The sequence below is a fragment of the Streptococcus sp. D2 genome (genome assembly GCF_006385825.1).
GTDB lineage: Bacteria > Bacillota > Bacilli > Lactobacillales > Streptococcaceae > Streptococcus > Streptococcus shenyangsis.
This window is the reverse complement of sequence record NZ_VFSI01000015.1, coordinates 1-25398: the sequence shown is the minus strand read 5'-3', so window position 1 is coordinate 25398 and position 25398 is coordinate 1. Positions and strand designations below refer to the sequence as shown.

At 40.0% G+C, this 25398-nt stretch carries 22 protein-coding genes and 1 other annotated feature; all 22 genes read right to left on the bottom strand.

The features are described 5' to 3' along the window. Nucleotides 1-71: 71 nt before the first annotated feature. The gene (locus FJR73_RS08655) at nt 72-911 is read right to left on the bottom strand and encodes an amino acid ABC transporter substrate-binding protein (protein WP_140834499.1); all 840 of its coding nucleotides are present in this window, start codon (nt 909-911) and stop codon (nt 72-74) included. Between the two features lie 9 nt (nt 912-920). Beyond that, on the bottom strand, nt 921-1550 hold the full coding sequence (locus tag FJR73_RS08650) for an amino acid ABC transporter ATP-binding protein (RefSeq protein ID WP_140834497.1): 630 nt from the start codon (nt 1548-1550) through the stop codon (nt 921-923). Nucleotides 1551-1559: 9 nt separating this feature from the next. After that, the gene (locus FJR73_RS08645; protein WP_140834495.1) at nt 1560-2201 is read right to left on the bottom strand and encodes an amino acid ABC transporter permease; all 642 of its coding nucleotides are present in this window, start codon (nt 2199-2201) and stop codon (nt 1560-1562) included. Nucleotides 2202-2502: 301 nt separating this feature from the next. Continuing rightward, nucleotides 2503-2658, bottom strand: coding sequence for a hypothetical protein (locus FJR73_RS08640; protein ID WP_140834493.1), 156 nt, complete (start codon nt 2656-2658; stop codon nt 2503-2505). 9 nt (nt 2659-2667) lie between these two features. Next, nucleotides 2668-3978: a GTPase ObgE gene (obgE, locus tag FJR73_RS08635; protein ID WP_125451266.1), complete on the bottom strand. Its 1311-nt coding sequence runs from the start codon at nt 3976-3978 to the stop codon at nt 2668-2670. A gap of 63 nt (nt 3979-4041) precedes the next feature. Then, complete coding sequence (locus tag FJR73_RS08630) at nt 4042-4176, bottom strand: DUF4044 domain-containing protein (protein ID WP_000863862.1); 135 nt, start codon at nt 4174-4176, stop codon at nt 4042-4044. Between the two features lie 58 nt (nt 4177-4234). Beyond that, nucleotides 4235-4411, bottom strand: a complete 177-nt coding sequence (locus FJR73_RS08625; RefSeq protein WP_140834529.1) for a PspC domain-containing protein — start codon at nt 4409-4411, stop codon at nt 4235-4237. A 28-nt stretch (nt 4412-4439) separates the two neighbouring features. Beyond that, a complete protein-coding gene (locus tag FJR73_RS08620) occupies nt 4440-5765 on the bottom strand; it encodes a glycosyltransferase family 4 protein (RefSeq protein WP_140834491.1) in 1326 nt (441 codons plus the stop codon). A gap of 15 nt (nt 5766-5780) precedes the next feature. Further along, nucleotides 5781-6824 carry an alpha-galactosylglucosyldiacylglycerol synthase gene (cpoA, locus tag FJR73_RS08615; RefSeq protein ID WP_181146631.1) on the bottom strand — a complete coding sequence of 348 codons (1044 nt, stop codon included), beginning with the start codon at nt 6822-6824 and terminating at the stop codon, nt 5781-5783. Nucleotides 6825-6939: 115 nt separating this feature from the next. Continuing rightward, entirely contained in the window at nt 6940-7269 is a 330-nt protein-coding gene (locus tag FJR73_RS08610; RefSeq protein WP_140834489.1) for a metal-sulfur cluster assembly factor, read from the bottom strand. Nucleotides 7270-7283: 14 nt separating this feature from the next. Further along, on the bottom strand, nt 7284-8393 hold the full coding sequence (gene rpoD / locus FJR73_RS08605) for an RNA polymerase sigma factor RpoD (protein WP_000201903.1): 1110 nt from the start codon (nt 8391-8393) through the stop codon (nt 7284-7286). 2 nt (nt 8394-8395) lie between these two features. Next, nucleotides 8396-10156 (bottom strand): DNA primase, encoded by a 1761-nt coding sequence (gene dnaG, locus FJR73_RS08600; protein WP_140834487.1) that lies wholly within the window; start codon nt 10154-10156, stop codon nt 8396-8398. An 89-nt stretch (nt 10157-10245) separates the two neighbouring features. Next, complete coding sequence (locus tag FJR73_RS08595; RefSeq protein ID WP_033680485.1) at nt 10246-11004, bottom strand: ABC transporter ATP-binding protein; 759 nt, start codon at nt 11002-11004, stop codon at nt 10246-10248. Further along, nucleotides 11001-11867: an ABC transporter permease gene (locus FJR73_RS08590; RefSeq protein ID WP_140834485.1), complete on the bottom strand. Its 867-nt coding sequence runs from the start codon at nt 11865-11867 to the stop codon at nt 11001-11003. The genes FJR73_RS08595 and FJR73_RS08590 overlap by 4 nt, the downstream gene beginning before the upstream one ends. Before the next feature lie 75 nt (nt 11868-11942). Continuing rightward, nucleotides 11943-12938, bottom strand: a complete 996-nt coding sequence (gene trpX / locus FJR73_RS08585; protein ID WP_084929849.1) for a tryptophan ABC transporter substrate-binding protein — start codon at nt 12936-12938, stop codon at nt 11943-11945. A 111-nt stretch (nt 12939-13049) separates the two neighbouring features. Further along, nucleotides 13050-13267, bottom strand: a binding site (T-box leader). 96 nt (nt 13268-13363) lie between these two features. Further along, entirely contained in the window at nt 13364-16060 is a 2697-nt protein-coding gene (ppc, locus tag FJR73_RS08580) for a phosphoenolpyruvate carboxylase (protein WP_140834483.1), read from the bottom strand. A 24-nt stretch (nt 16061-16084) separates the two neighbouring features. Further along, the gene (gene ftsW, locus FJR73_RS08575; RefSeq protein ID WP_140834481.1) at nt 16085-17308 is read right to left on the bottom strand and encodes a cell division peptidoglycan polymerase FtsW; all 1224 of its coding nucleotides are present in this window, start codon (nt 17306-17308) and stop codon (nt 16085-16087) included. A gap of 161 nt (nt 17309-17469) precedes the next feature. Beyond that, nucleotides 17470-18408 (bottom strand): peptidylprolyl isomerase PrsA, encoded by a 939-nt coding sequence (prsA, locus tag FJR73_RS08570; RefSeq protein WP_000727948.1) that lies wholly within the window; start codon nt 18406-18408, stop codon nt 17470-17472. Between the two features lie 66 nt (nt 18409-18474). Continuing rightward, nucleotides 18475-19188: an O-methyltransferase gene (locus FJR73_RS08565; RefSeq protein ID WP_140834479.1), complete on the bottom strand. Its 714-nt coding sequence runs from the start codon at nt 19186-19188 to the stop codon at nt 18475-18477. 1 nt (nt 19189) lies between these two features. Continuing rightward, a complete protein-coding gene (gene pepF, locus FJR73_RS08560; protein ID WP_000244150.1) occupies nt 19190-20992 on the bottom strand; it encodes an oligoendopeptidase F in 1803 nt (600 codons plus the stop codon). A gap of 18 nt (nt 20993-21010) precedes the next feature. Then, the gene (locus tag FJR73_RS08555; RefSeq protein WP_140834477.1) at nt 21011-21964 is read right to left on the bottom strand and encodes a competence protein CoiA; all 954 of its coding nucleotides are present in this window, start codon (nt 21962-21964) and stop codon (nt 21011-21013) included. Nucleotides 21965-22366: 402 nt separating this feature from the next. Continuing rightward, on the bottom strand, nt 22367-25398 hold a 3032-nt coding region (locus FJR73_RS08550; RefSeq protein ID WP_140834475.1), incomplete at its 5' end, for a DUF1542 domain-containing protein.

Below are 25398 nucleotides of genomic sequence, written 5' to 3'. Positions count from 1 at the left end.
TTTAGTATAAGCTCTTATCCTCTGGTACTTGCCAGAGGATTTTTTGATGCAAAAAGAGACTGAGTAAAAACTCAATCTCTACTTTTCACTTCTTTGGTTGCTACATCTTCTCCAAACCATTTTTCGCTGATTTCTTGGAACTTACCTTCTTTATAAAGTTGAACAAGAGCTTGGTTTAAAGCTTGGAATAATTTTTTATCTGCAGGTCTTACACCGACAGCAAAAGATTCACTTTCAAATCCAGCTGAAAAGACATTATAGTCATTTAATATCCCCTCAGACTGAAGATAGTAATTAGCATACACTCGGTCAATCAACAAGGCATCAATCCGATCATTTTTCAAATCAATCAAGGCTTCATTGAAACTCTGGTATTGATTGGCATTCTGGTCTTTAACACGATTTTTCAGTAAATCTGGCCGGGCCTCAAAGTCAAGATAACCAGAGGACCCAGCTTGGGCACCCAAGGTCTTATCCTTCATATCCTCTACTGAATGAATCTGCTGGCTTTTTTTCGTAACCAAAACTTGCTGATTTTCCATATATGGAATGCTAAAGGCAACCTTCTCTCGGCGTTCATCAGTGGCAGAATAGCCATTCCAGATGGCATCTATGGTTCCATTTTGCAGTTCTGTCTCCTTCATATCCCAGTCGATTGGCTGAAATTGAACCTTGAAACCTAATTTTTCAGAAACTGCTTGTGCTAAGTCAATATCAAAGCCTGTATATTGGCCATTCTTTTCTTCAAAACCCATGGGTACAAAGGTATTGTCAAAACCAATAGTAATGGTTCCCTGCTCTTGATACTTATCCCAGTTATCCTGCTTTGGATCACTAACCTTCTGAGTACAGGCCGTTAAAAAGAGAATCAGGAGAGAAACTAATACTAAAGCAATTTTCTTATTAGTCATCGGCACCTCCTACTTGGGCTCAACCTTAAGAATCTGATCTGCGATATTTTCAGCGAATTGTAAATCGTGGGTAACCACAATCTGCGTCATCCCAAGTTCCCTATTTTGCAAGATCAGTTTTTCCACTTCCAAGCGCAATTCTGGATCTAGAGCAGAAGTTGGTTCATCGTAGCCAATGATTTCTGGGTCAATCATCATAGCACGCGCCAAGGCCACCCGCTGCTTTTGCCCACCAGATAATGAGAAAGGATAGGCATCTGTGTGCCCTGCTAGTCCTAACTGTTCCAAAAGCCCTCGCGCCTTCTGCTCAGCCTCATCCTGCTTCATTCCCATGTTTTTCACAGAAGATAAGGTCAAATTGTCTAGAACTGATAAATGAGGGAAAAGTTGAAAATCTTGGAATACAAATCCTAGTAGATTTCGTTTCTCCAGTTCATCCAATTCTAAAGGTTCTCCATTATAAAAAATTTGACCTGAATCAATGGTTTCAAGACCCGCAAGCATACGTAAGAGAGTTGTCTTACCTCCACCAGAAGGCCCAACGATAGCCAGGATTTGCTTTTCAGGAATTTTTAGACTGAAATTAGATAAAATTTGCTTTTCACCAAAGACTTTATTGATATTTCGTAATTCTAACATGGCATCCTCCTATCTATAGTAACTGTACTTCTTCTCAACTTTTTTGGCAAGAATGGTCACAATACCAATCAAAATCAAGTAAATGGCTCCTGCCAAGAACATTGGAACCAGACTAGCATCACGATTTGCAGCTGTTCGACTAGCCAAGATAAGATCTGAAATGCCTAGAGCATAAACCAGAGAAGTATCCTTGACTAGACTCATAACCTCATTAAATACACTTGGAAGAACAATCTTGGTCACCTGAGGCAAGATAATATAGCGAACTGTGGCAAAGGGACTGAACTTCAAGACCTTAGCAGCCTCATATTGACCTTTAGGGATAGTATCAATCCCACCACGGAAGATTTCAGCAAAGTAAGCCGCATAATTGAGAACAAAGGCAATGATGGCCGCAGGAAGACGGTCCAAACGAATCCCAATACTTGGCAGCACATAATAGATAAAGATTAATTGCAAGAGCAAGGGTGTGCCTCGCATAATCCAGATATAAATATTAATCAGATAATGGAGGGGATTCCAGTGGACTTGCAAGGCAAAGGCAATCAAAACGCCCAAGGGAATAGAAAAAATAAAGACCAGTGCAAACACCTGTAAAGTCATGCTTGCACCGCTCAATAAACTCGGTAATATCTCAAACAAATAAGACATGCTGCACCTCCTAAAAATAATTGTTCCTATTATAGCATAAATAAACTAAATAACCAACCATTATTGTAAAAAAATTCTTTTTTAACAGAAAAAGTGTAGTTTTTTGAATCTAGAATAAAACAACACAACTTCTAAAGCCTTGTTAGAGATTTGATTTGAATTCCCTAATCAATTTGTTCATATTCTATTTCAATACACTATAATTTATAAGTAAAAAAAGGACAAATTTTGCCCTTTCTCGATCTTAGATTCTATTTTTTACAGTTAACTTGACTGATAATTGGAGTTTTATCTTACGTATTTAAGATGGATTGTCTTTTTTAGTTCGTGCCAATCTCAAAGAACGATTTGGATTGAGACGATTAAATAGTTCTTCCAATTTCTTTTCATTCCAAACGTCTGCGGCGGAAACAAAATTGCCATCCACATCTCGGAAAGATATCGGTTTATCTCCCATACTAGTCTCCTAGTCTACAAATTCAAACTCAAATTTGCCAATGCGGACCAAGTCCCCATCCTTAGCACCACGCGTACGAAGGGCTTCATCAACCCCCATACCACGAAGCTGACGGGCAAATTTCATGACTGATTCGTCACGATCAAAGTTGGTCATATTAAAGAGTTTCATTAGTTTTTCACCAGAAAGTACCCATGTCGCATCGTCATCACGGCTAATTTCAAAGGCTTTCTCTTCCTCGTCAAATCCATAGTAAGCTTCTTCTTCCATATCGGACTCGTCGTAGAGCAAGAATTCTGGTGTTTTGTCTAACAATTCAGCTGTAGCATCCAATAGCGTTGCCAGACCTTGCTTAGTCAAACCAGAAATTGGGAAGATTGCTGGTAACTCTTCAAATTCATCATAGTTTGTAGCTAATTTCTTCTTGAATTCTACAAGATTTTCCTGACTCTCAGGCATATCCATCTTATTAGCTACAATAATCTGTGGACGCTCCATGAGACGAAGATTATATGACTCCAACTCCTTGTTAATGGCCAGATAATCCTCATAAGGATCACGACCTTCGCTAGCTGACATATCAATGATGTGAAGGATGACACGTGTACGCTCAATATGACGGAGGAACTGAGTTCCCAAACCAACACCTTGACTAGCACCTTCAATCAATCCTGGTAGATCAGCTACTGCAAAAGATTCACCCGATTGGGTACGAACCATTCCTAAATTTGGCACAATAGTGGTAAAGTGGTAGGCACCAATTTTAGGTTTAGCAGATGTGATAACACTTAAAAGTGTTGATTTCCCTACAGATGGGAATCCAACTAAACCAACATCTGCTAAGATTTTTAGTTCCAATTGTAACTCACGTTCCTGACCTGGTTCTCCATTTTCAGAGATTTCCGGTGCAGGATTTTTTGGAGTCGCAAAGCGAATATTTCCACGTCCACCACGACCACCGTGAGCTACAATAAATTCTTGACCGTGTTCAATCAAATCTGTCAAGACCTTGCCTGTCTCCGCATCACGAACAGTCGTACCTTGTGGTACTCGAACTCTGAGGTCTTCTGCACCACGACCATGCATTCCTTTGGTCATTCCTTTTTCACCAGAATCAGCCTTAAAATGACGATTGTAGCGGAAATCCATGAGGGTACGTAGACCTTCATCTACAACGAAGACGACATTGCCTCCACGACCACCATCACCGCCCCAAGGACCGCCATTAGGGACATATTTTTCACGGCGAAAGGCAACCATACCATCGCCACCATTACCAGCCTTGACCTTAATCTTAGCTGTATCTAAAAACATACTCATTTTTTCTTCTCACTTTAAAAAAGGGCTGGGAAATCCCAGTCACTAAATTTTCTTGAATCTATTTTATAGATTACTGAGGGCACCAATTGCAGTTGCAAAAATTCCCAATAAACTTGCTACTAGCATGATAAGTACGATAAACAAGGTTATTTTCTCAAACATAGTTTTTTTACGATTTCCATTATCTCCAAATGCCATTTTTCTCTCCTTCGTTACATTCTATTTTCTATTATCTTAGCATGAATTTAGCTAGTTTTCAATAGTCACTTGCTTCTGGCGCAATAATCCATAAAATGATATAAGCTACAACTCCTGCTCCATAACCAAAAGCAAGAACACCCCATATTACGCGAACAATAGTAGGATCCATATCAAAATAATGGGTTACCCCAGCACAAACACCAGCAATCTTTTTATCACGACCGCTTCTCATTAATTGTTTTTTCATTCTGTTCCTCTTTCTATTCTTCATGGTCTTTCCAATAATCTCTTATGCTGATCAACTGTGTTTTTGAAGCCTTCAGCATTCGTCTAGAGCCTTTTACGGGCACAGCAACCACCTGCTGTGGAAGATACAAAACTGTCTTAAAGATACGCTGACTAACAGTATCATCTTTAGCTAAATCTTTCTCGAAATTATTTGAAATAATAGCATCCAGATAAAACTCATGTACTCGTTTCCCAAAGTTCTCAGCTGAAATCTCATACAATTTCTCTGATAAAGTATGCTCATTCATGTCTGGTGTTGCAATCAGGGCTTCCAAAATAGCACCAGCCAAATCATGTTCTCCATAGTACAAGGTTCCAAACATTTTATCACTGATAAGATTGTCCAGATAAGGATTTCCATGTGCAATGACAGGTGTCCCACTAGCCAAACTTTCCAAGTAGGTCAAGCCTTGGGTTTCACTTGTCGATGCCGAGATGAAGAAATCCGCCGCCTTATAATAAAGAGCTGTCTCACTAGGAGCAATCATCCCTGTAAAGATGACCGAGTCTTGAATCTCTAGTTTCTGGGCTTGCTCTTTAAGATCATCCAGATAAGGCCCATCCCCAGCTATCACCAGTTTCACCTTGTCTTCCTCTCTCAGAACTTCTGCAAAGGCTGCTAATACTGCTTGAATATTTTTTTCATAGGAAATTCTGGAAAGGCTAAGCAACATCTTTTCATCATCTTGAATCCCTAGTTTACTACGCAGTTCTGTCAAATTTTCCTGCTTGATTTCCGGACGATCAAACTTAGCTAATTCAATTCCAGTTGGAATGACCCGCTTTTCAACCTTGACCTTATAGTCAGATAGCAAGTCACGGACAATCTCACTCGGGCAAATAACCCCATCCACATCATGCAAGAAACCTCTAACCAGATACTTGACCATACTAGGACGAATCAACATCCCCTTGGCAATATAATGGACATAGTCTTCATACTGGGTGTGATAGGTATGAATGACGGGAATTTCCAATTCACGCGCAATCCAAATCCCCAACAAGCCAAGAGAAAATTCTGTCTGAGTATGGATAACATCCAGTTGATACTGTTTGGCAATTTCAAGCGCCTTGCTAAATCCTCGGTAGGCAAAGCGGCGATCCTTAAAAGCAAAGAAGGGAACACTTGGAATACGGATAATTTGCCAATCTTCATAGCGATTGACATCCTTATCCGTCGTCGTAAAGATAAAAACAATATGTCCCTGCTTTTCAAGTTCTGTTTTCAGAGTTCGAATACTGGTCGCAACACCAGAAACCTGAGGAAAATAGGTATCTGTAAATAAACCAATTCGCATAGATTACCTCACTTTTTATTTTCTCCCTAAAGTGGCTTGTTTCTCATAAAAGTCCAACCAGATTTGTAACAGATGCTCTTCAGAATACTCTCTAGAAATATTCTTAGCTTTTTCTTTGAGGTCTTTTAAGGCAGCAGGATTTGCTTGATATTCTAAAATAGCCTCTTTCATCTCTTCTCTATCTGCTGTCGCCCGATAATTTCCCTCTAAAATCACCTTATAGAGATCCAAATCACGCAACATAATAGGAGCCTCGCAACTAGCCGCCTCTAAAATAGTCATAGGAAAGAGCTCATTGTAACTAGGTAACAAGAAAAGGTCCGCAAGGGCATACAATTCACGCATACGCTCTGGCGATACAATACCTGGAAACATTAAATTTTGAGGGGGATTGTCCATAATTTTCTTATAGCGTTCATAACCATCTGTCATACCACCAAAAGAGAAACCACCAGCCCAGATAAAGGTAATCTGAGGCAATTCCTCAGCCAGACGGATAAAGTCATCAATCCCTTTACGTTTCTGAACTTGACCAGCACCTACTACGATAAACTGATTATCACTAAGACCTAGCTCTGTTCGCAGTCTGACTATCTCTTCTTGTGGTAGAGGATGCCATTTTTCCTTGTTGACAAAGTTAGGAATATAGGTCACTTTTTCACGTGGAATACCAGCTGCCACCAAATCCTCAATAAACATAGGATTGACCACAACCAAGTGCTCCATCCGGTTGTAAAAAGAAAATACATAACGTTTGACAATTCCCTTTAAGAAAAATGGAATTTTCAAACTCCCCTCAAGTGTATCAGGCAAGAAATGCACATAGCCAATTTTTCTCCCTGAGCGTTTCTTTTGGAATGTTGATAAATAGTAGGGGAAATCAATCGTATGAAAGTGAGTCACATCTGCCTCGATTGGAAGATTTTCTGTAACAATCAATTGATCCTTGGCATCACGGTGAAGAAGACGAACTAATTCACGGTAAGCACCTGAAACTCCTTGTCCTGCTACTTTCTCACTTGAACTCAACATATTGATGCGTAATTTCTTTTTTTCCATAACTACTATTATATCATTTTCTTTGAATAAAATCAGCAAAAGAAAGGAGAGACTGGAGGAAAAGAGGGGGAAATTTCCTCACTTTTCCAACTGTCTCTCACATGCTTTTATATGTTTACTTAATGCCTAGGGCAATGCGTGCATAGCGACTCATTTTTTCAACGGTCCAGGCTGGATACCATACTAATTTGACCTCAGTATCCGTTACTTCTGGCACCTCTGTCATGGCATCATAAATCTGGTCTGTCAAAAGGTCAGCTAGGGGACAACCCATAGTTGTCAAAGTCATATCAATCTCTGTTTGCCCTGTGTCACCGTCAAAACGAATCTCATAAATTAAACCAAGATTTACAATATCGATTCCCAACTCAGGGTCGATGACTTCTTCCAAGGCTAATAAAATTCGTGTTTTGATGTTTTCAATTTGCTCTTCTGTATAAGCCATATTTATCCTCACTCTTAGTCTTCAATAAAATCACGAAGCGGTTTGCTGCGACTTGGTTGACGTAGTTTTCTCAAAGCCTTAGCTTCAATCTGACGGATACGCTCGCGAGTCACGTTAAAGACTTTACCCACATCTTCAAGGGTACGCATTTTACCATCATCTAGTCCAAAACGTAGACGTAGGACATTTTCTTCACGATCTGTAAGAGTATCCAAGACCTCATCCAACTGCTCACGTAAGACGATACGAGTCGTATAGTCCACTGGATTTTCAATCACTTCATCTTCAATAAAGTCTCCAAGATGGCTATCATCTTCTTCACCGATTGGTGTTTCAAGAGATACTGGTTCTTGGGCAATCTTCAAGATTTCACGCACTTTGTCAGGAGTCATATCCATACGTTCAGCGATTTGCTCTGGTGTTGGGTCTTGACCCAATTCTTGAAGGAGGTTACGCTGTTCACGAACCAATTTATTGATGGTTTCAACCATGTGGACTGGGATACGGATGGTACGAGCTTGATCCGCAATAGCACGAGTGATGGCCTGACGAATCCACCAAGTTGCATAAGTTGAAAACTTGAACCCTTTAGAATAGTCAAACTTGTCAACCGCCTTCATCAAGCCCATGTTCCCTTCTTGAATCAAGTCAAGAAACTGCATACCACGACCAACATAGCGTTTGGCAATAGAAACCACCAAACGAAGGTTGGCTTCCGCAAGACGTTGTTTGGCTTCGATATCGCCAGCTTCAACAGCCAGTGCCAATTCTTTTTCCTCTTCATTGGTCAAGAGAGGAACGACACCAATCTCTTTCAAGTACATACGGACAGGGTCATTGACCTTAGCAGAAGTTGAACCAATCAAATCCTCATCGCTAAGTTCTGGTTCTTCTTCAGTGCTAAGAACACGTGCACTTGGATTTCCTTCGTTATCTGTGATAGAAATCCCTGCATCCTGAATCCGTTGCAAGAGATCCTCAATCCCATCAGCATCCAAGGTAAAAGGAATCACCAGACTTGCATTAATTTCATCATCAGTTGCTGTCCCTTTTTGTTTATGATTACGGATAAATTCTGCTACTTGTACATCAAATGTTGTTACTTCTTTTTGTTTTGTTGCCATTATTACTCCATTCTTCTCTTTTGGGAAATTAAACGTTCCAATTCTTCTAGGGCTGTGTCTGTATCTCCTACATGGCTCGCTTCCTGCACCTTCTTTTTGATTCTCATATTGTCCTGATTCAAGAGAGCCTTGTTTCGAGTCATTTCTACTTCACTAAGTTCCTGAGGTGACATCTCAGCAGGCAAATCCTGAGCTAAGACTTGGTACCAAGCTCTTTCAACTTCATCTGTCTGTTCTGCTAAAACTTCCGGAGGAAGATTTCCATACTGGCCAAGCAAGTCATATAAGACCTGAAATTCAGGTGTGTCAAATGCAAAGTCTTCCCTTAAACGGTAATCGTTCAAAACAAGAGGAGATTCCATCATTCGATAAAGTAGATGAGCTTCTGCTCTCATAATAGCTGATAACTGCTTGGTGACAGGCATAGTGATTGACGTCGGTCTGGAAATACCTTCCATGCGATTCTGCCTTTGTGCCTGACGACTCTCATTAACAATCTGCTCAATCTGGGCATAATCAAAGGACGCCAGACTGTCAGCTAAAATATGTATATAGCTGTTTTGAGCAGTAATAGATTTTTCTTGAACAATCAAGGGAGCTATTTTTTCAATAAACTCAATCTGAGCCTGCAAATTTTCACTATTTTCAGGTTTGTACTGGTGAATGTAAAACTCAATCGGACTAATACGAGTTTTCGTTAATAGATAGGCCAAGTCTTCTGGACCATTTTTTTGTAGATACTCATCTGGATCCAAGTTATCAGGCATGCTGACAATTTGCACAGGTATATCACCAATTTCATCCAGTGCTTTCAATGTCGCAGCTTGCCCAGCCTTATCGCCATCGTATACCAGAACCAACTTCTTGGTTAACCTTTTCAGATGCTCAACATGCTCTCGACTCAAGGCTGTTCCCATAGATGCGACAGCGTTTTCGATTCCAGCCCGATAGGCTGCAATGACATCCATGAATCCTTCCATCAGGTAAATCTCACTGGCTTTTCCAGAAGATTTTTTTGCCCTATCCATATGATATAATTCGTAACTTTTGTTAAAAATTGCAGTTGATCGGCTATTTTTATACTTAGAAGTTTGTGAATCCGTTTTCTGCCAGATACGACCTGAGAAGGCAATAACCTTTCCCTGATCATTTGTCAGGGGAAACATGATGCGATTGTGAAAGGTGTCTACAAATTGATTAGCATCTGAGAGGTAAAATAGCCCTGAATCTAGGAAATCCTCTTCACGATACTGACCAGACAAACGCTGGTAGAGATAGTTTCGTTCTGGAGGTGCTAAACCAATCCGAAAATGTTTGAGCACTTCATCTGTCAAACCACGCTGATAAAGGTAGTTTCTGGCCTCCTCCCCCATGGTTGTTGTCATGAGAATAGCATGATAAAATTTGGCAGCATCTTCGTGCATATCATAAAGAGCTTGGTGAGGCGAGGCTGGCCTCTGCTCACTATAAAGCGGTTTTTCCACCTCTATCCCAACACGCTGACCTAAGATTTGGACAGCCTCCATAAAGGGAACCCCTTGGTACTCCTCGATGAACTTAAAGACATCACCCGAGCGACCACAACCAAAACAGTGATAAAACTGCTTGTCCTCTACAACGTTGAAAGAAGGTGTTTTTTCACCATGAAAAGGACAGAGCCCTAGATAGTTCCGTCCTGCCTTTTGTAAAGAAATCACATCTCCTATGACTTCCACAATGTTGGCATTGTTTTTGATTTCTTCAATGACTTGTTTGTCAACCATACACAATACCTCCATGTTATCATAGTTTACTTTATATAGTATACTTTATTTCAGAAAAAAAGTAAACCATTTCACTCATTTTCCCTACTTTATTCAAAGAGTTGATAATAATCAGAGATTTTCATTTTTGCTTTTTCTTCTTGTTTCAAATCTTGGATAACCCGTCCTTCTTTCATGACAATCAAGCGATTGCCATACTTAAGAGCATCTTCCATATGGTGGGTAATCATAAGAGCTGTCAACTGATCTTTCTTGACAAATTCATCTGTCAATTCCATCAAGGCCACACTGGTCTTTGGATCAAGGGCTGCAGTATGCTCGTCTAACAAGAGTAATTCAGGACGCTTCAAGGTTGCCATCAAGAGACTCAAAGCCTGTCTTTGCCCACCTGATAAGAACTCAATTGGCGTATTCAAGTGTTTCTCAAGACCATTCCCTACTTTTTCAATGGTTGCCTGAAATTCATCCTTATAGCTAGCCAGACGTCTCGGAAACAGTCCACGCTTTTCACCACGAAACTTGGCAATCAAAAGATTTTCAGCCACCGTCATACGAGGAGCTGTCCCCATCTTGGGATCTTGGAAGACTCGAGACAGATACTTAGCCCGCTTCTCTGGTGAAAACTTGGTAACATCTTCACCCAAAATACGAATAGTTCCACTGGTTAATGACAAAGTTCCTGCAATAGTGTTAAAGAGGGTTGATTTCCCAGCACCATTTCCACCTAAAATCGTGATAAAATCCTGTTCAAAAATTTCTAAGGAAACATCATTTAAAATAATCTTTTCTTCATCAAAGCCATTTTTAACGACTTTGGTTGCATTTTTTAATTCTACAATGGCTGTCATTTGCTTAACTTGGCTCCTTTCAAGATGGTTTGCTTAAATGTTGGAATCATGAGGCAGACTGCTAAAATCACGGCGCTGTACAAACGAAGGTAACTTGTATTAAAGCCAAGCGCAATAACTGCCCACACTAAGAATTGATAAGCGATAGAACCTACAACGATGGTAACCAGACGTTCTGCCAAGCTCAAACTCTTGAAGATAACTTCTCCAATAATCAAACTTGCAAGCCCCACAACGATAACCCCGATTCCTCGAGATACATCGGCATACCCTTCTTGCTGGGCAATGAGAGCTCCTGCAAGGGCAATCACACCATTTGATAAGACCAAGCCCATGAGCTCCATGCGTCCAGTATGAATCCCGAAACTTCTAGCCATATCAGGATTGTCACCTGTAGCAATGTAAGCTTGTCCGAGTTTAGTGTCCAAGAAAAAGAGCATGAGAGCAATAACAATACTCACAAAGATAAGACCTGTCAAGAGTTGGTTCAAACCTGAATCAAAAGGCAAGGCATCTTGAATTTGCTTGGTTCCAAGCAATCCTAAATTGGCGCGTCCCATAATCAAGAGCATGATAGAGTGACAGGAAGTCATCACCAAAATCCCTGAGAGTAAGGTTGGGATCTTCCCTTTTGTATAAAGAAGTCCTGCTGCCATACCAGCCAAACAACCTGCTCCAACAGCAATAAGAGTTGCTAAAAAAGGATTCACACCTTTCGTTATCAAAGTGACAGCAACAGCTCCCCCAAGAGGGAAGGAACCTTCTGTTGTCATATCTGGAAAGTTTAAAATCCTAAATGTCATAAAGATTCCCAGACCTAAAATAGCCCAGACAAATCCTTGAGAAATAATAGATAATATCATCTGTTTCTTAACCTTTTCTATATGATTTCTATTGTAAAAAATTGGAGGAGATGTCCCCAACTCCTCCATTTTAGATTATTCAATCACTTGTCCTGCTTCTTTGAGAACAGACTCAGGAATAGTAATACCTAACTCTTGTGCCAATTTTTTATTGATAACTGATTTACCAGTTGAAAAGACATTGACTGGTGTATCAGCTGGTTTTGCACCTTTCAAAACTTGAGCAATCATTTTGCCAGTTGCCACACCAAGATCATGTTGGTCAACTACAACGGATGCCAAACCACCTGCTTCTACCATGGCAGTTGCACTTGGGTATATTGGTTTTTTAGCTGATTGGTTGCTTGATACAACAGTTGAGAAGGCTGAAGCAATAGTGTTATCAATTGGAACCCAGATAGCATCAACCTTGCTAGTCATAACGTTAACTGTTGAAGCAATTTCATTTGTTGAAGGAACTGCAAATGTTTCTACTGTCAAACCTGCTTTTTCAGCATAAGCCTTAAATTCTTCTACCTGTGTTTTTGAATTGTCTTCGCTGCTTGAGTAAAGAGCTCCGATAGTTTTCACATTTGGTGTCAGAGCCTTGATGAGTTCAACTTGTTGTTGAGCTGGATTGTGGTCAGATACCCCTGTAATATTGCCACCTGGTTTTTTCAAATCTTTAACCAAGTTCGCACCGATTGGGTCTGTAATAGCAGCCATGATAACAGGTAGGTCTTTTGTTGCACTAGCCAGACCTTGAGCAGCTGGTGTTGCGATACCAACTACCAAGTCATTATCGTTTGCAACCAATTGTTTACTCATTGTCGCAACCTTACTTTGGTCACCTTCTGAGTTCATAAAGTCAATCTTCAACTGGTCATCTTTATAACCTTCTTCTGCAAGTCCATCTTGAATCCCTTTATAAATCAAGTCAAGAGATGGATGGCTCACAAACTGAAGGACACCAACTTTGGCAACTTTCTTTTCATTCTTAGCTTCTGGTTTATTCATTGAAGAGTAAATCAAGCTTCCTGCTACTAAGACTGCTAATGCAGCGATAATTCCAATTAAACGTTTATTTTTCATTCTATTTCTCCTTTTTATTTCCTTTAAAATACTTCACTTATACAAACAAGCGACGCCATCGTTTTCTTTCCATACTAACCTCCATCAAAAAAGTCCTCACACAAAAACTTGTGTGAGGACGTCGATGCGCGGTACCACCTCAATTATAGGGAATTTCCCTATCGCTCTGTCTCGCAATAACGAGATGCACTGTAAGGTGTGCTCACCGAATTTTTATGATTTCAAATTCTAAATAACATCCAGCCCAATTTTCATCATCATCACTTATCTGTTTTCAGCTACCACAGACTCTCTAAAAAGTTTGTATGATTACTTTTCTGAATGGTTAAATTATATCATTTTTCAATTACTTGTCAAGACTCTTTTGGCATTTTTTTGAAATATCCAAAAACTTCCCCTATAGAAAAGAGGAAGTTTGATAGGTATCAGCCTGAATTACGAAGACCTGTCGCAATTCCGTTGATGGTTGTATGGATTAATTTTTCTTGATCGCTTGATAATTCTCCTCGGCGTTGACGTTTAATCAACTCCAACTGGATGTAGTTAAGAATATTAAAGTAAGGCATACGATAATCCAAACTTGCTTTTAGATATGGATTTTCAGCCAAGAGTTCATCGTAACCTTCGATAGCCAAGATAACTTCCTTGGTAACTTGCCATTCATTTAAAATAGTCTCATAGATTGCTTTTACTTCTTCATCCTCACACAGTTTGGCATATTCAAAAGCAATGTTCATATTTGATTTTGACAAGACCATATCAACATTTGAAAGAAGCGATTGGAAAAATGGCCAATTTTGGTACATATCTCGTAGGATAGCGATATTCTCTGGATTTTTATCGATGAATTCTTTGAAGCTTGAACCAACTCCATACCAGCCAGGGAACATAACACGACTTTGCGACCATGAGAACACCCATGGAATGGCACGCAAACCACCAATTTCAGTGATTGTCTTACGAGCGGCTGGACGTGAACCGATATTAAAGCTTGAAATAGCCTTAATTGGACTTGACTCAAAGAAATAATCATAGAAATGGTCATTACCAAAAACCAAATCACGGTAAATATCGTAACTACGGTCCACCACTTGATCCATAATGGCTTCGTAACGATTGGATGTATTGGTATCACTCTTCTTCTGAGTAATCATACGGTTAATGGCTGCAGATACTAGCATTTCAAGGTTATAGTAAGCTGCGTCTTTGTTACCGTATTTATTCCCAATTACTTCCCCCTGCTCCGTCAAACGGATACGATCCTTGATAGACTTAAGCGGTTGGGAGGTGATAGCTTCATAGGTTGGTCCACCACCACGACCGACAGTCCCACCACGACCATGGAAGAAGGTTACCTTAACGCCAAATTCATCTCCAATAGCAGTCAATTGTTGTTGAGCCTTGTAAAGGGTCCAACATGATGATAAGTAACCACCATCTTTATTACTATCCGAATAACCAAGCATGATTTCTTGATAATTATTACGTGAAGCAATCCATTTCTTAGCCAGACCAAGAGAAAGGTATTCTCTCATGGTTTCTTCTGAGTGGTCCAAGTCCTCGATTGTTTCAAAGAGAGGAACAATTTGGACACGAGCTCTTTCTTTATCCACTAAGCCTACTTCTTTTAGCAAGATAGCTAATTCCAGCATGTCAGATACACTGGTTGCATGTGAAATGATAGTCTGACGAATAACATCATCCCCCAACTTATCTTTCAACTTACGAGCAGCTTTAAAGATGGCCAATTCTTTTTCAAGTAACTCTGATTTTTCAACATGAGTGGCAGAAAGAATACGTGGATCTTCCTCCAATTCTTTCAAAAGAAGCTGGCATTTTTCTTCTTCACTTAGTTCACTATAATGCGAATGAATTCCTGCTGATTTCAAGAGTTCAGCTACACAGGCTTCATGAACACTAGAATCTTGACGCATGTCAATAGATGCCAAATAGAAACCAAAAATTTCAACTGCCTGAATCAGCTCAACAAAATCACCAGAAATCAGTGCTTCACCCTTATTTTCCAAGAGGGAATCACGGATGGTAATTAAATCCTTATAAAAATCATTGGCTGTTTCATAGCGAGCTCCAACTTCCTTATCTTCAATGAGATAAGTTTTTGTTGCTTGGATTTTTGATTGAATATCAAACAAGGCACGGCGGTATAGCTCTTTTTCACGATAAATCGAGTTATCCTTAGACTGACGAGCCATTTCTCTGACTTGCTTGCTCACATTGACAATACTAGTTGAGAGGGAGAATTCACGATAGAGCTGGTAAATCTTTTCATCATAGTAGTTCATGATGACTTCACACTGAGTCATGGCAGATTGTTTCAAGGTATCTGCTGTAACAAAGGGATTCCCATCACGGTCTCCACCAATCCACATTCCCATGGTAATTGGTTTAGGATGTTTCAACTCCAAGCCATGTTTTTTAGCCAGGCGCTTGTACTCAGCAGTCAAATGAGGAACAGCTTTCAGGAATGAACTATTGTAGTATTCCATAACATTCGTGATTTCATTGGTAACTTTCAATTTCTTTTCACGAATCATGTCTGTCTGCATGATAATCTCAATGTAACGACGGAGATCATTATGCCATTTTTCCTTATTAATCAAGCCTAATTTCACATCACGGTACTTACGCAAGAGGGTGTGGATATGGTTAGTCAAATCCAGCATACTCTTACGTTGCACTTGTGTTGGATGGGCTGTCAAAACAGGGACAACATTCAAATGTTCTAAAATTTCAACCGCATTTTCTTTTTCTGCAACCATTTTAATCGTTGCTGATAATTTACCAAGATAATCTTGATCTATATTATTTTGATGGTTGATTTCATAGGCCAAATCCACGTCTTCTGAAATATTAATCAAGAGAGGCAAGATAGAGAAATAGCGTGAAATATAAGCCATTTCATCATTTGTAAGGCTAGTAACCAATTGGTTCAAGCCTTGATAATCTTCTTGAGTTGATAATTCCTTCAACTGCATGATTTTTTCAAAAGTTTCTGGAGCAAGCATATTTTTAGTAATATCTTCTAACAATTCTGTTAAAATCAATACTTCTTCTTGCACGACAGCTTTATTACTATAGTTTTCTAATTTTTGAAGAGACATAGGCAATCCTTTCCACTATCAGCTCTACATATAGTTTGATGAGTGAGCTTCTAACTCCTCATACAATTGGGCACGTTTTTCACTTGCATCAATATTTAAGACAAAGGCGATGGCTACAGATAAGACTAGGAGACTGTTCCCTCCTTGCGATAAGAAGGGGAAGGTAACCCCTGTTGAAGGAATAATACCAGAAATTCCACCGATATTAACAAAGACCTGTACCAACATCATCCCCCCAACTCCAATCGCCATCATGGAATTAAAGGGATTCTTAGCACGAATTCCTACTAGGATAATTCGCAAAATGAGGAAAAAGACAAGTGCTAAAATCAAGCTGGCACCCACAAATCCAAACTCTTCAATGACAATTGAAAATACAAAGTCTGTATGGGCTTCTGGTAGATAGCCACGTTTTTCGATTGAATTTCCTAAACCTAGACCAAACCAACCACCATTGACCATGGCAAAGTAGGAATTTGCAAGTTGGTGGCCTGCTCCTGCCAAATCAGCAAAGGGATTAAAATAAGCACTGAAACGCTTGGCTACATATCCAAATACTGGAACTTTTGAAAACTTATCAACTCCTATAAAAGAAATAAGTGATAAGGATAAGGCAGAAATTCCAACTAAAATTCCAAAAAAAGCAAGAAACCATCTATAAGCGATTCCACTAACTGTATACATAATCAAAGCTACCAATGCTAGAATAGTAGCATTCCCCAAATCTGGGAAAATAGCAAGGCTGCCAATCAGTACAAAGAGGACAAAACGCCAATCATTAAAAGCACGAGGAAGCCACTGATTTTGTGTCAAAACTTGGAAGTCATAAATAGCGATATCCTCTTGTTGTTTAGAAAATCTGTTTGCTAAATACCAAATAATAATAATTTTCAAATATTCGGCTGGCTGAATAGTCAAAGGTCCTACTGAAATCCAGCCATAGGCTCCATTGACCGGAATACCAATCAAACGAGCCAAAGCTAATAGAATCAGCTCAACGAACATAACGATAAATAAAAGACGTTCGTTTCTTAAAAAATTCAGTTTCAACTTATATATCAAGGCAATCAGTACCAAACTAAATATCCAAAATAGTCCCTGACTTCGGACCAATTGCAGTGCACTTTGGCCTTCTTGAATTAAAATAGCACTGGTTGTCGAATAAACCACAATCAAGCCCAAAATAGATAACAGTAAGTAAGGAACTAGAATAGAATAGTTTAATAGGTGCCTCTTACTAATCTTCATAGTATCACCAATCTAATGAGAACAACACAATTGCTTCCCAAATTCCGTTTGTTTTCTAGTTTTGATTGCTATTATACCATTTTTTCCGAAAGAAAAAAACTCTTATCCATCAGATAGACCATTTTTGTCATAAGAAAAAGAGCACTTGGCCCTTTTCTGTTTTATTCTTTTGATGAACTGCTTGAGCTTGAATCTCCACCACCGATATATTGGGTAAAGATATTTTGGAAGGCTTGGTCTTTAACCTTGATATTGGCTGCTTGCAATTCTTTTCCGATAATACTTTGAACAAATGTTGAATCATTTTGTTTTTGAGTCAAGATAACAGTTTTTAATTTTTCTTTGTAGTTATCGATATTAGATGATTTTTCTGTTTTCTTAGTGACTTTTACAATGTAATATTGGCTGCTGTAGGCTTGTGTGCCAGTGGCTGTGATGACATCAGAAACACCATTTACATCTAAAGCAAAAGCAGCTTTTTTAACTTGTTCTGGTACTTCTGTTGAAGCAGAATCAAAGGTGATTTCTCCACCATTCGCTTTCGTTTTCTCATCTGTTGAATTATCTTTGGCTAATTGAGCAAAGTCTGCATCACTAGCTTTGGCTTTTTCAAGAATTTCTTTGGCCTTGTCTTCATTGTCCAAACGGATGATTTGAGCCGTTACATCTGGAGTGTACTCGTCAAAGGCCTTCTTATAAGCATCATCTGTCAATTCAGCTTCTGCTGCTTTTTTAACTGCCAACTCAACTAATTTACTTGTACGAATTTGAGCTTTACGTGTTTCAAGGGTCATTCCTGCTTGTGACAAGACACGTTGGTAGTTCTCACCATATTGTTTTTCTTCTTCTGCAATAGTGTCGTTGACTTCTTTTTCATCTACTTCTGAACCGTATTGTTTCTCAAATACTTTTTGGATGGTCAAGTTCAACAAGACTTGTTGGGCTGAAGGATTACTTTTCACTTGCTCATAAAACTGATGTTCAGTGATAACATCTCCTTTCATGCTGATAAGGTCTGCTCCTTCTGAACCTTTCGAACAAGCTGCTAAAGTTGCTACTGATAATAGTGTAATGGCACCTGCCAATAGTTTTTTCTTCATGTCTACTCCTTTGAGATAAGTGTTACCCTATCTATTTTACTATATTTTCTTAAATTTTTCTGAAAATCATTCGCTTTCAGGCAGTTGAACATCTGCTACATTTTTACGAAGCATGAGAATTCCGTCCCCCAGAGGTACTAATGTTGCTGTGAGTCCTGGATTGTCTAAGGTTGCATCAAACAGTCTTTGAAGTCCTCTGTAAATGGTTCGCTGACCTCGACGAACTTCCATGATATCCTTGGCAACATCACCACCTTGGAAAATATCATCCAAGACAACCACTCCACCAACTTCCAAGTGTTTGAGGATCTCTGGCAGAAAGGCGATGTATTTAGACTTAGCAGAATCCATAAAGACAAAATCATAAGACTCTGTCAAGGTAGATAAGACATCTACCGCATCTCCTTCTAAAAGCGTGATTTGCTTACGACTGTCAAACTGGGCAAAATTTTCCTTGGCAAAACCAATCATTTCTGGATTGCGGTCAATGGTTGTAATTTTGGCATCTGGCGCATGTTCTGACATCAAGAGAGCTGAAAAACCGATAGCCGTCCCAATTTCCAGAATATTTTTAGGTTGCATAGTTTCCATGAGAAAACGGAAATAAGCTACCGTTTCATGGGGGATGATGGGAATATTTTCCTTACGAGCAAAGTCTTCCAATTCTTTCAGGGATCCTGTGATTTGCTTTTGACGCTGGCGCATCAAGTCAACAATTTCTTCTTTGACAACAGGACGACGCATGTTATGGTTAGCATTTTTACTATACGATTCAACCATCTTATGCCAATCCCAATTTTTCAACAAGGGCTTCAAACTCATTCAAACGACGTTCAAAGACTGCAAAGGCATCGTTGAGATAGTCTTCCTTCTCCATATCAACACCAGCTTTTCTCATGACATTAAGTGGATAGTCAGATTTACCTGCCTTGAGGTAGTCGATATAGCGCTCACGGTCTTCTTGACTACCATGGACAATTTTTTCAGCCAGGGCTGAGGCGGCCGCAAAGCCTGTTGAATATTGATATACATAATAGTTATAGTAGAAGTGTGGGATGCGGGCCCACTCGTATTGGATTTCAGGATTGTCTTCCTTACTCAAACCATAATACTCTTGGTTCAAGTTTGCGTAGAGTTTATTTAGGAAATCGCTTGTCAAGACTTCCCCATTTTGATCCGCTTGGTGAATAGCGTGTTCAAACTCGGCAAATTGAGTTTGGCGGAAAACTGTTCCACGGAAACCATCTAGGAAGTTATTGAGAATAGCAAAGCGCGTTGCGTCGTCTTCCACTTCTTCCAATAATTTCTCCGTCAAGATATTTTCATTGGTAGTTGAGGCAATTTCAGCCAAGAAGATAGAATAATCTCCGTAAACATAAGGCTGAGTTTCACGCGTATAGCTTGAATGCATACTGTGTCCTGTTTCATGAACAAGTGTAAAAAGATTGTCTAGATTGTCCTGCCAGTTGAGGAGCATAAAGGCATTGGTATCGTAAGAACCACCAGAATAGGCACCTGAACGCTTGCCTTGATTTTCGTAAACATCAATCCAACGCTCACTGAAGGCACGTTTAACACGGCTCAAGTAATCCTCACCCAAGACTGCCAAGGCATCTTCTGCCTTTTTCAAGGCTTCTTGGTAGGTAAAACTGTATTCAACAGATGAAAGCGGTGTGTAGACATCGTACATCTTGAGGTCTGAAATCCCCAAAATCTTTGAACGAAGCTCAAGGTAACGATGCAAGAGGGGCAAATGCTTGCGAACTGCTGCTACCAAATTGTCATAAACACTCTCTGGAACAAAATTCGCCGCTAGGGCTGCATGACGAGCACTCTTATAGTTGCGAACTTTTGCTCGGTAGTTTTGCACCTTAACATTGGTTTGCAAGGTTTTGGCATAAGTATGTTGGAATTGTTCGTAAGTCGCATAAAGGGCTTGATAGGCACCACGGCGCACCTCACGATTTTTAGACTCCATCAAACGTGTGTAAGTTCCATGAGAGAGCTGCACTTCCTTACCATCATCGTCAAGAACATAAGGGAAAACAATATCCGCATTGTCCAAGATAGCGAAGGTTTCACTTGCCGAACCAAAGATTTCTCCAGCGCCAGCCAATAATTCTTCTTCGCGTTGTGAAAGAACGTGATCCTTGCCTTGTAAAAGCTTGTCAAAATAGTGTTGATAAACCTGCAATTTTGGTTGAGCTTCTAAAAAGTCAGCATACTGCTTTTCGCTAATTTCCATAAATTCAGGCTCATAGAATGAAAAGGCTTGGTCTAGCTGGCTATAGAGAGTCATGGCCTTGGCATAGTACTCTTGGTACTTGGCTTCACGCGTGTCCTGATCGTTCTTCATATGAGCATAAACGTAAAGCTTCTCCATCTGGCGTTCCATCTCAAGAGAAAATTCAGTGATTTCGAGTAGGCTATCCGCACTATCTAGGAGATGGCCTTCATACTGGGCTACTGTCTCCAATTGTTCTGTTAAATCTTTTAAGGCTTCTTCCCAAGCCTGATCAGTTGGATAGATCGTTGATAGATCCCATGTATCTTTTTCATTTATTTCATTTCTTTGTAATACCATTAGATTCCTCTATCCTTTCTATTCTACCATATTTTTCAAGAAATATTGCTGATAAAAGGCTGGTGGATAAAGCTTTTGCCAATCATTTTGAGGATTTTCTTGATAATAGGTGTAAAAATGCTGATAATAGCTATTCAAGTCTTGTTCAATCTGGAAAAATTTGCCCACTAGTGGTCTAATTTGGGGATACCATGCTTTTAGCTCATAAGTCAGGATATTCTCTCCCTTTTGATAGGCTTCTGCTTGTTCTTTCATCCAAATGGGATTTTGATAATACAGTTGTTGTCGGATATAGCGACAGATATCCTTATCTTGAAAAACTGTAAAATGAGATATTTTTTGTTTCTTATAGGGGAGACGTAATATCTCCAGTAGACTATCTTGTCCATAGGGAAATTCCTTAATCTGATAATGGAGTTTACCTCGGAGATCTTGGTGAATCAGGTATTTGAGTCTTAAAAGCTGTTTTTCCTTGTCTATTTCCCAAACATAAAAGCCCATATTTTGACTGAAATAAAGAAAACCTTCTTGTAGACGAGTCAATCGCTCCTTGAGCCAAAGTTTTTGTCCCAGCAACCACAGTACTTGGTAACCTTGACTACGATAACCCTCACTACGCTCCTTAAGAAGTTTTTGTGGTAAGGGACTACACTGGACTTCTAAAGCTAGATTACCATTTACAAATACATCCGCAATCTGTTTAAGCTCTGGAAACGGGTATTCTAATTGTACCTCTGCCTCTTTTTTCAACCAGTGATAAAGGGATTCTTTATTTGCCAGATGTTCTGGACTTTCATTTTCAGAGGAATACTCACAGTCTTTTAAGGATTTGTGGGCAAAATGGGTTCGGACACTTGATCCTTGACGCAAACGGAGCTGACCTCCACAAGCTGGGCAGGTGTATGCTTGCTTCTCAAGCTTATTCTCTAACACATTTACCAACTGTCCCCTAGCATCTCTCGCAACAAACATGATTTCCCTCCTTTTCTATATTATTCGAAAAAATTAATAATTGTATTTTTAATTATAGAAGAAAAGTATAGTAAATCGAAATAAAGTATAGGCGAATTGATTGGGGAATTATAGTGAGTTGAAATAAGATATGAACAAATTTATTAGGGAAATCAAATTAATTTCTAGAAATACTTTAGCAGAAGTTATATACTATAGTAATTTCAATCTACTATAAAATTAAATTTCTATCAATAATTAAGAATTTATTTCGTACTATTCCCGTTTCATTTTACTATGCCATAATTAACAAATAATCTCCTAGTAATCAATGGACTACTAGGAGATTTTTTAAGGAATTCTATATAAGCTATAAAATCAAATACAGATTTTACTAAAAGATTAGATTAACTCATATATAAATTATGCTTCTTCGTCTTCTTTACGACGACGGCCTGCAAGACCAAGTCCAAGTACTGCACTTGCTGCAGCTGCTACCATAGCTACTGTAGAGTCTGCTGTACCAGTATTTGGAAGTTGTCGATCTTTATTTATTGTAGTTTCAGATACTGGAGTTCCATCTGACATTTCATTAGCACTGCCGTCCTTATGTGGCTGAGCTGGCATTTCTTCTGAAATACCATTCACACTACCTGTATAGGCTGGGACTTCTGCTGTTGGTGGCGTAACTACGTTGCCGTCACCAGCTGTACTGCTTGTGCCTACTGGTTCTGTATAGGCTGGGACTTCTGCTGTTGGTGGTGTAATAACGTTGCCTGCGCCATCCGTACTACTTGTGCCTACTGGATCTGTATACGCTGGCACTTCGACAGTCGGTGGGGTAATAACGTTACCATCGCCATCTGTATTACTTGTACCTACTGGATCTGTGTAAGCTGGAACTTCGACAGTCGGTGGCGTAATGACATTACCTTCGCCATCTGTACTGCTGGTGCCTACTGGATCTGTATACGCTGGCACTTCGACAGTTGGTGGGGTAATAACGTTACCATCGCCATCTGTACTGCTGGTACCTACTGGATCTGTGTAGGCTGGCACTTCTAATGTTGGTGGCGTAATGACATTGCCTGAGCCATCTGCACTGCTTGTTCCTACTGGATCTGTGTAGGCTGGAATCTCTACAGTTGGTGGAGTAATGACATTGCCTGAGCCATCTGCACTGCTTGTTCCTACTGGATCTGTGTAGGCTGGAATCTCTACAGTTGGTGGAGTAATGACATTGCCTGAGCCATCCGTGCTACTTGTGCCTACTGGATCTGTATAGGCTGGAACTTCTGCTGTTGGTGGAATAATAACATTACCTTCACCATCTGTACTACTTGTGCCTACTGGTTCTGTATAAGCTGGGACTTCTACAGTTGGTGGTGTAATACCGTTTCCTGCGCTATTTGTACTGCTTGTACCTACTGGATTTACTGCTTCAATTGCTTTAACTCCTGTAGTTTGAGCGGCATCTACACCATCTTGATCTTTCGCTTCATTGATAGCATTTACGGCTGCGATAGCTGCTTGCGCTACTTCGGCTTTCGCTGCGGCTTTTTCATCGTCGGATAATTTAGCATTCTTATCAATTGAGGCAATCTTAGTTTCTGACGCTGTTTGGATGGCTTCTAGTGCTTTCTCTTTGCCTACTGGAGTTACTGCTTCAATTGCTTTAACTCCTGTAGTTTGAGCGGCATCTACACCATCTTGATCTTTCGCTTCATTGATAGCATTTACGGCTGCGATAGCTGCTTGCGCTACTTCGGCTTTCGCTGCGGCTTTTTCATCGTCGGATAATTTAGCATTCTTATCAATTGAGGCAATCTTAGCTTCTGACGCTGTTTGGATGGCTTCTAGTGCTTTCTCTTTACCTACTGGAGTTACTGCTTCAATTGCTTTAACTCCTGCAGTTTGAGCGGCATCTACACCATCTTGATCTTTCGCTTCATTGATAGCATTAACGGCTGCGAGGGCTGCTTGCGCTACTTCGGCTTTCGCTGCGGCTTTTTCATCGTCGGATAATTTAGCGTTCTTATCAATTGAGGCAATCTTAGCTTCTGACGCTGTTTGGATGGCTTCTAGTGCTTTCTCTTTACCTACTGGAGTTACTGCTTCAATTGCTTTAACTCCTGCAGTTTGAGCGCCATCTACGCCTTCTTGATCTTTCGCCTCATTAATAGCATTTACGGCTGCGATAGCGGCTTTCGCTACTTCGGCTTTCGCTGCTGCTTTTTCATCATCTGACAATTTAGCATTCTTATCAATTGAGGCAATCTTAGCTTCTGACGCTGTTTGGATGGCTTCTAGTGCTTTCTCTTTACCTACTGGAGTTACTGCTTCAATTGCTTTAACTCCTGCAGTTTGAGCGCCATCTACGCCTTCTTGATCTTTCGCCTCATTAATAGCATTTACGGCTGCGATAGCTGCTTGCGCTACTTCGGCTTTCGCTGCGGCTTTTTTATCGTCGGATAATTTAGCATTCTTATCAATTGAGGCAATCTTAGCTTCTGACGCTGTTTGGATGGCTTCTAGGGCTTTCTCTTTACCTACTGGAGTTACTGCTTCAATTGCTTTAACTCCTGTAGTTTGAGCGGCATCTACGCCTTCTTGATCTTTCGCTTCATTGATAGCGTTAACGGCTGCGATAGCGGCTTGCGCTACTTCGGCTTTCGCTGCTGCTTTTTCATCATCTGACAATTTAGCATTCTTATCAATTGAGGCAATCTTAGCTTCTGACGCTGTTTGGATGGCTTCTAGTGCTTTCTCTTTGCCTACTGGAGTTACTGCTTCAATTGCTTTAACTCCTGTAGTTTGAGCACCGTCTACACCATCTTGATCTTTCGCTTCATTGATAGCTTTTACAGCTGCGATGGCGGCTTTCGCTACTTCAGATTTCGCTGCTGCTTTTTCATCGTCTGACAATTTAGCGTTCTTATCAATTGAGGCAATCTTAGTTTCTGACGCTGTTTGGATTGCTTCTAGGGCTTTCTCTTTACCTACTGAAGTTACTGCTTCAATTGCTTTAACTCCTGTAGTTTGAGCACCGTCTACACCATCTTGATCTTTCGCTTCATTGATAGCTTTTACGGCTGCGATGGCTGCTTTCGCTACTTCAGATTTCGCTGCTGCTTTTTCATCGTCTGACAATTTAGCGTTCTTATCAATTGAGGCAATCTTAGTTTCTGACGCTGTTTGGATTGCTTCTAGGGCTTTCTCTTTACCTACTGAAGTTACTGCTTCAATTGCTTTAACTCCTGTAGTTTGAGCACCGTCTACACCATCTTGATCTTTCGCTTCATTGATAGCTTTTACGGCTGCGATGGCGGCTTTCGCTACTTCAGATTTCGCTGCTGCTTTTTCATCGTCTGACAATTTAGCGTTCTTATCAATTGAGGCAATCTTAGTTTCTGACGCTGTTTGGATTGCTTCTAGGGCTTTCTCTTTACCTACTG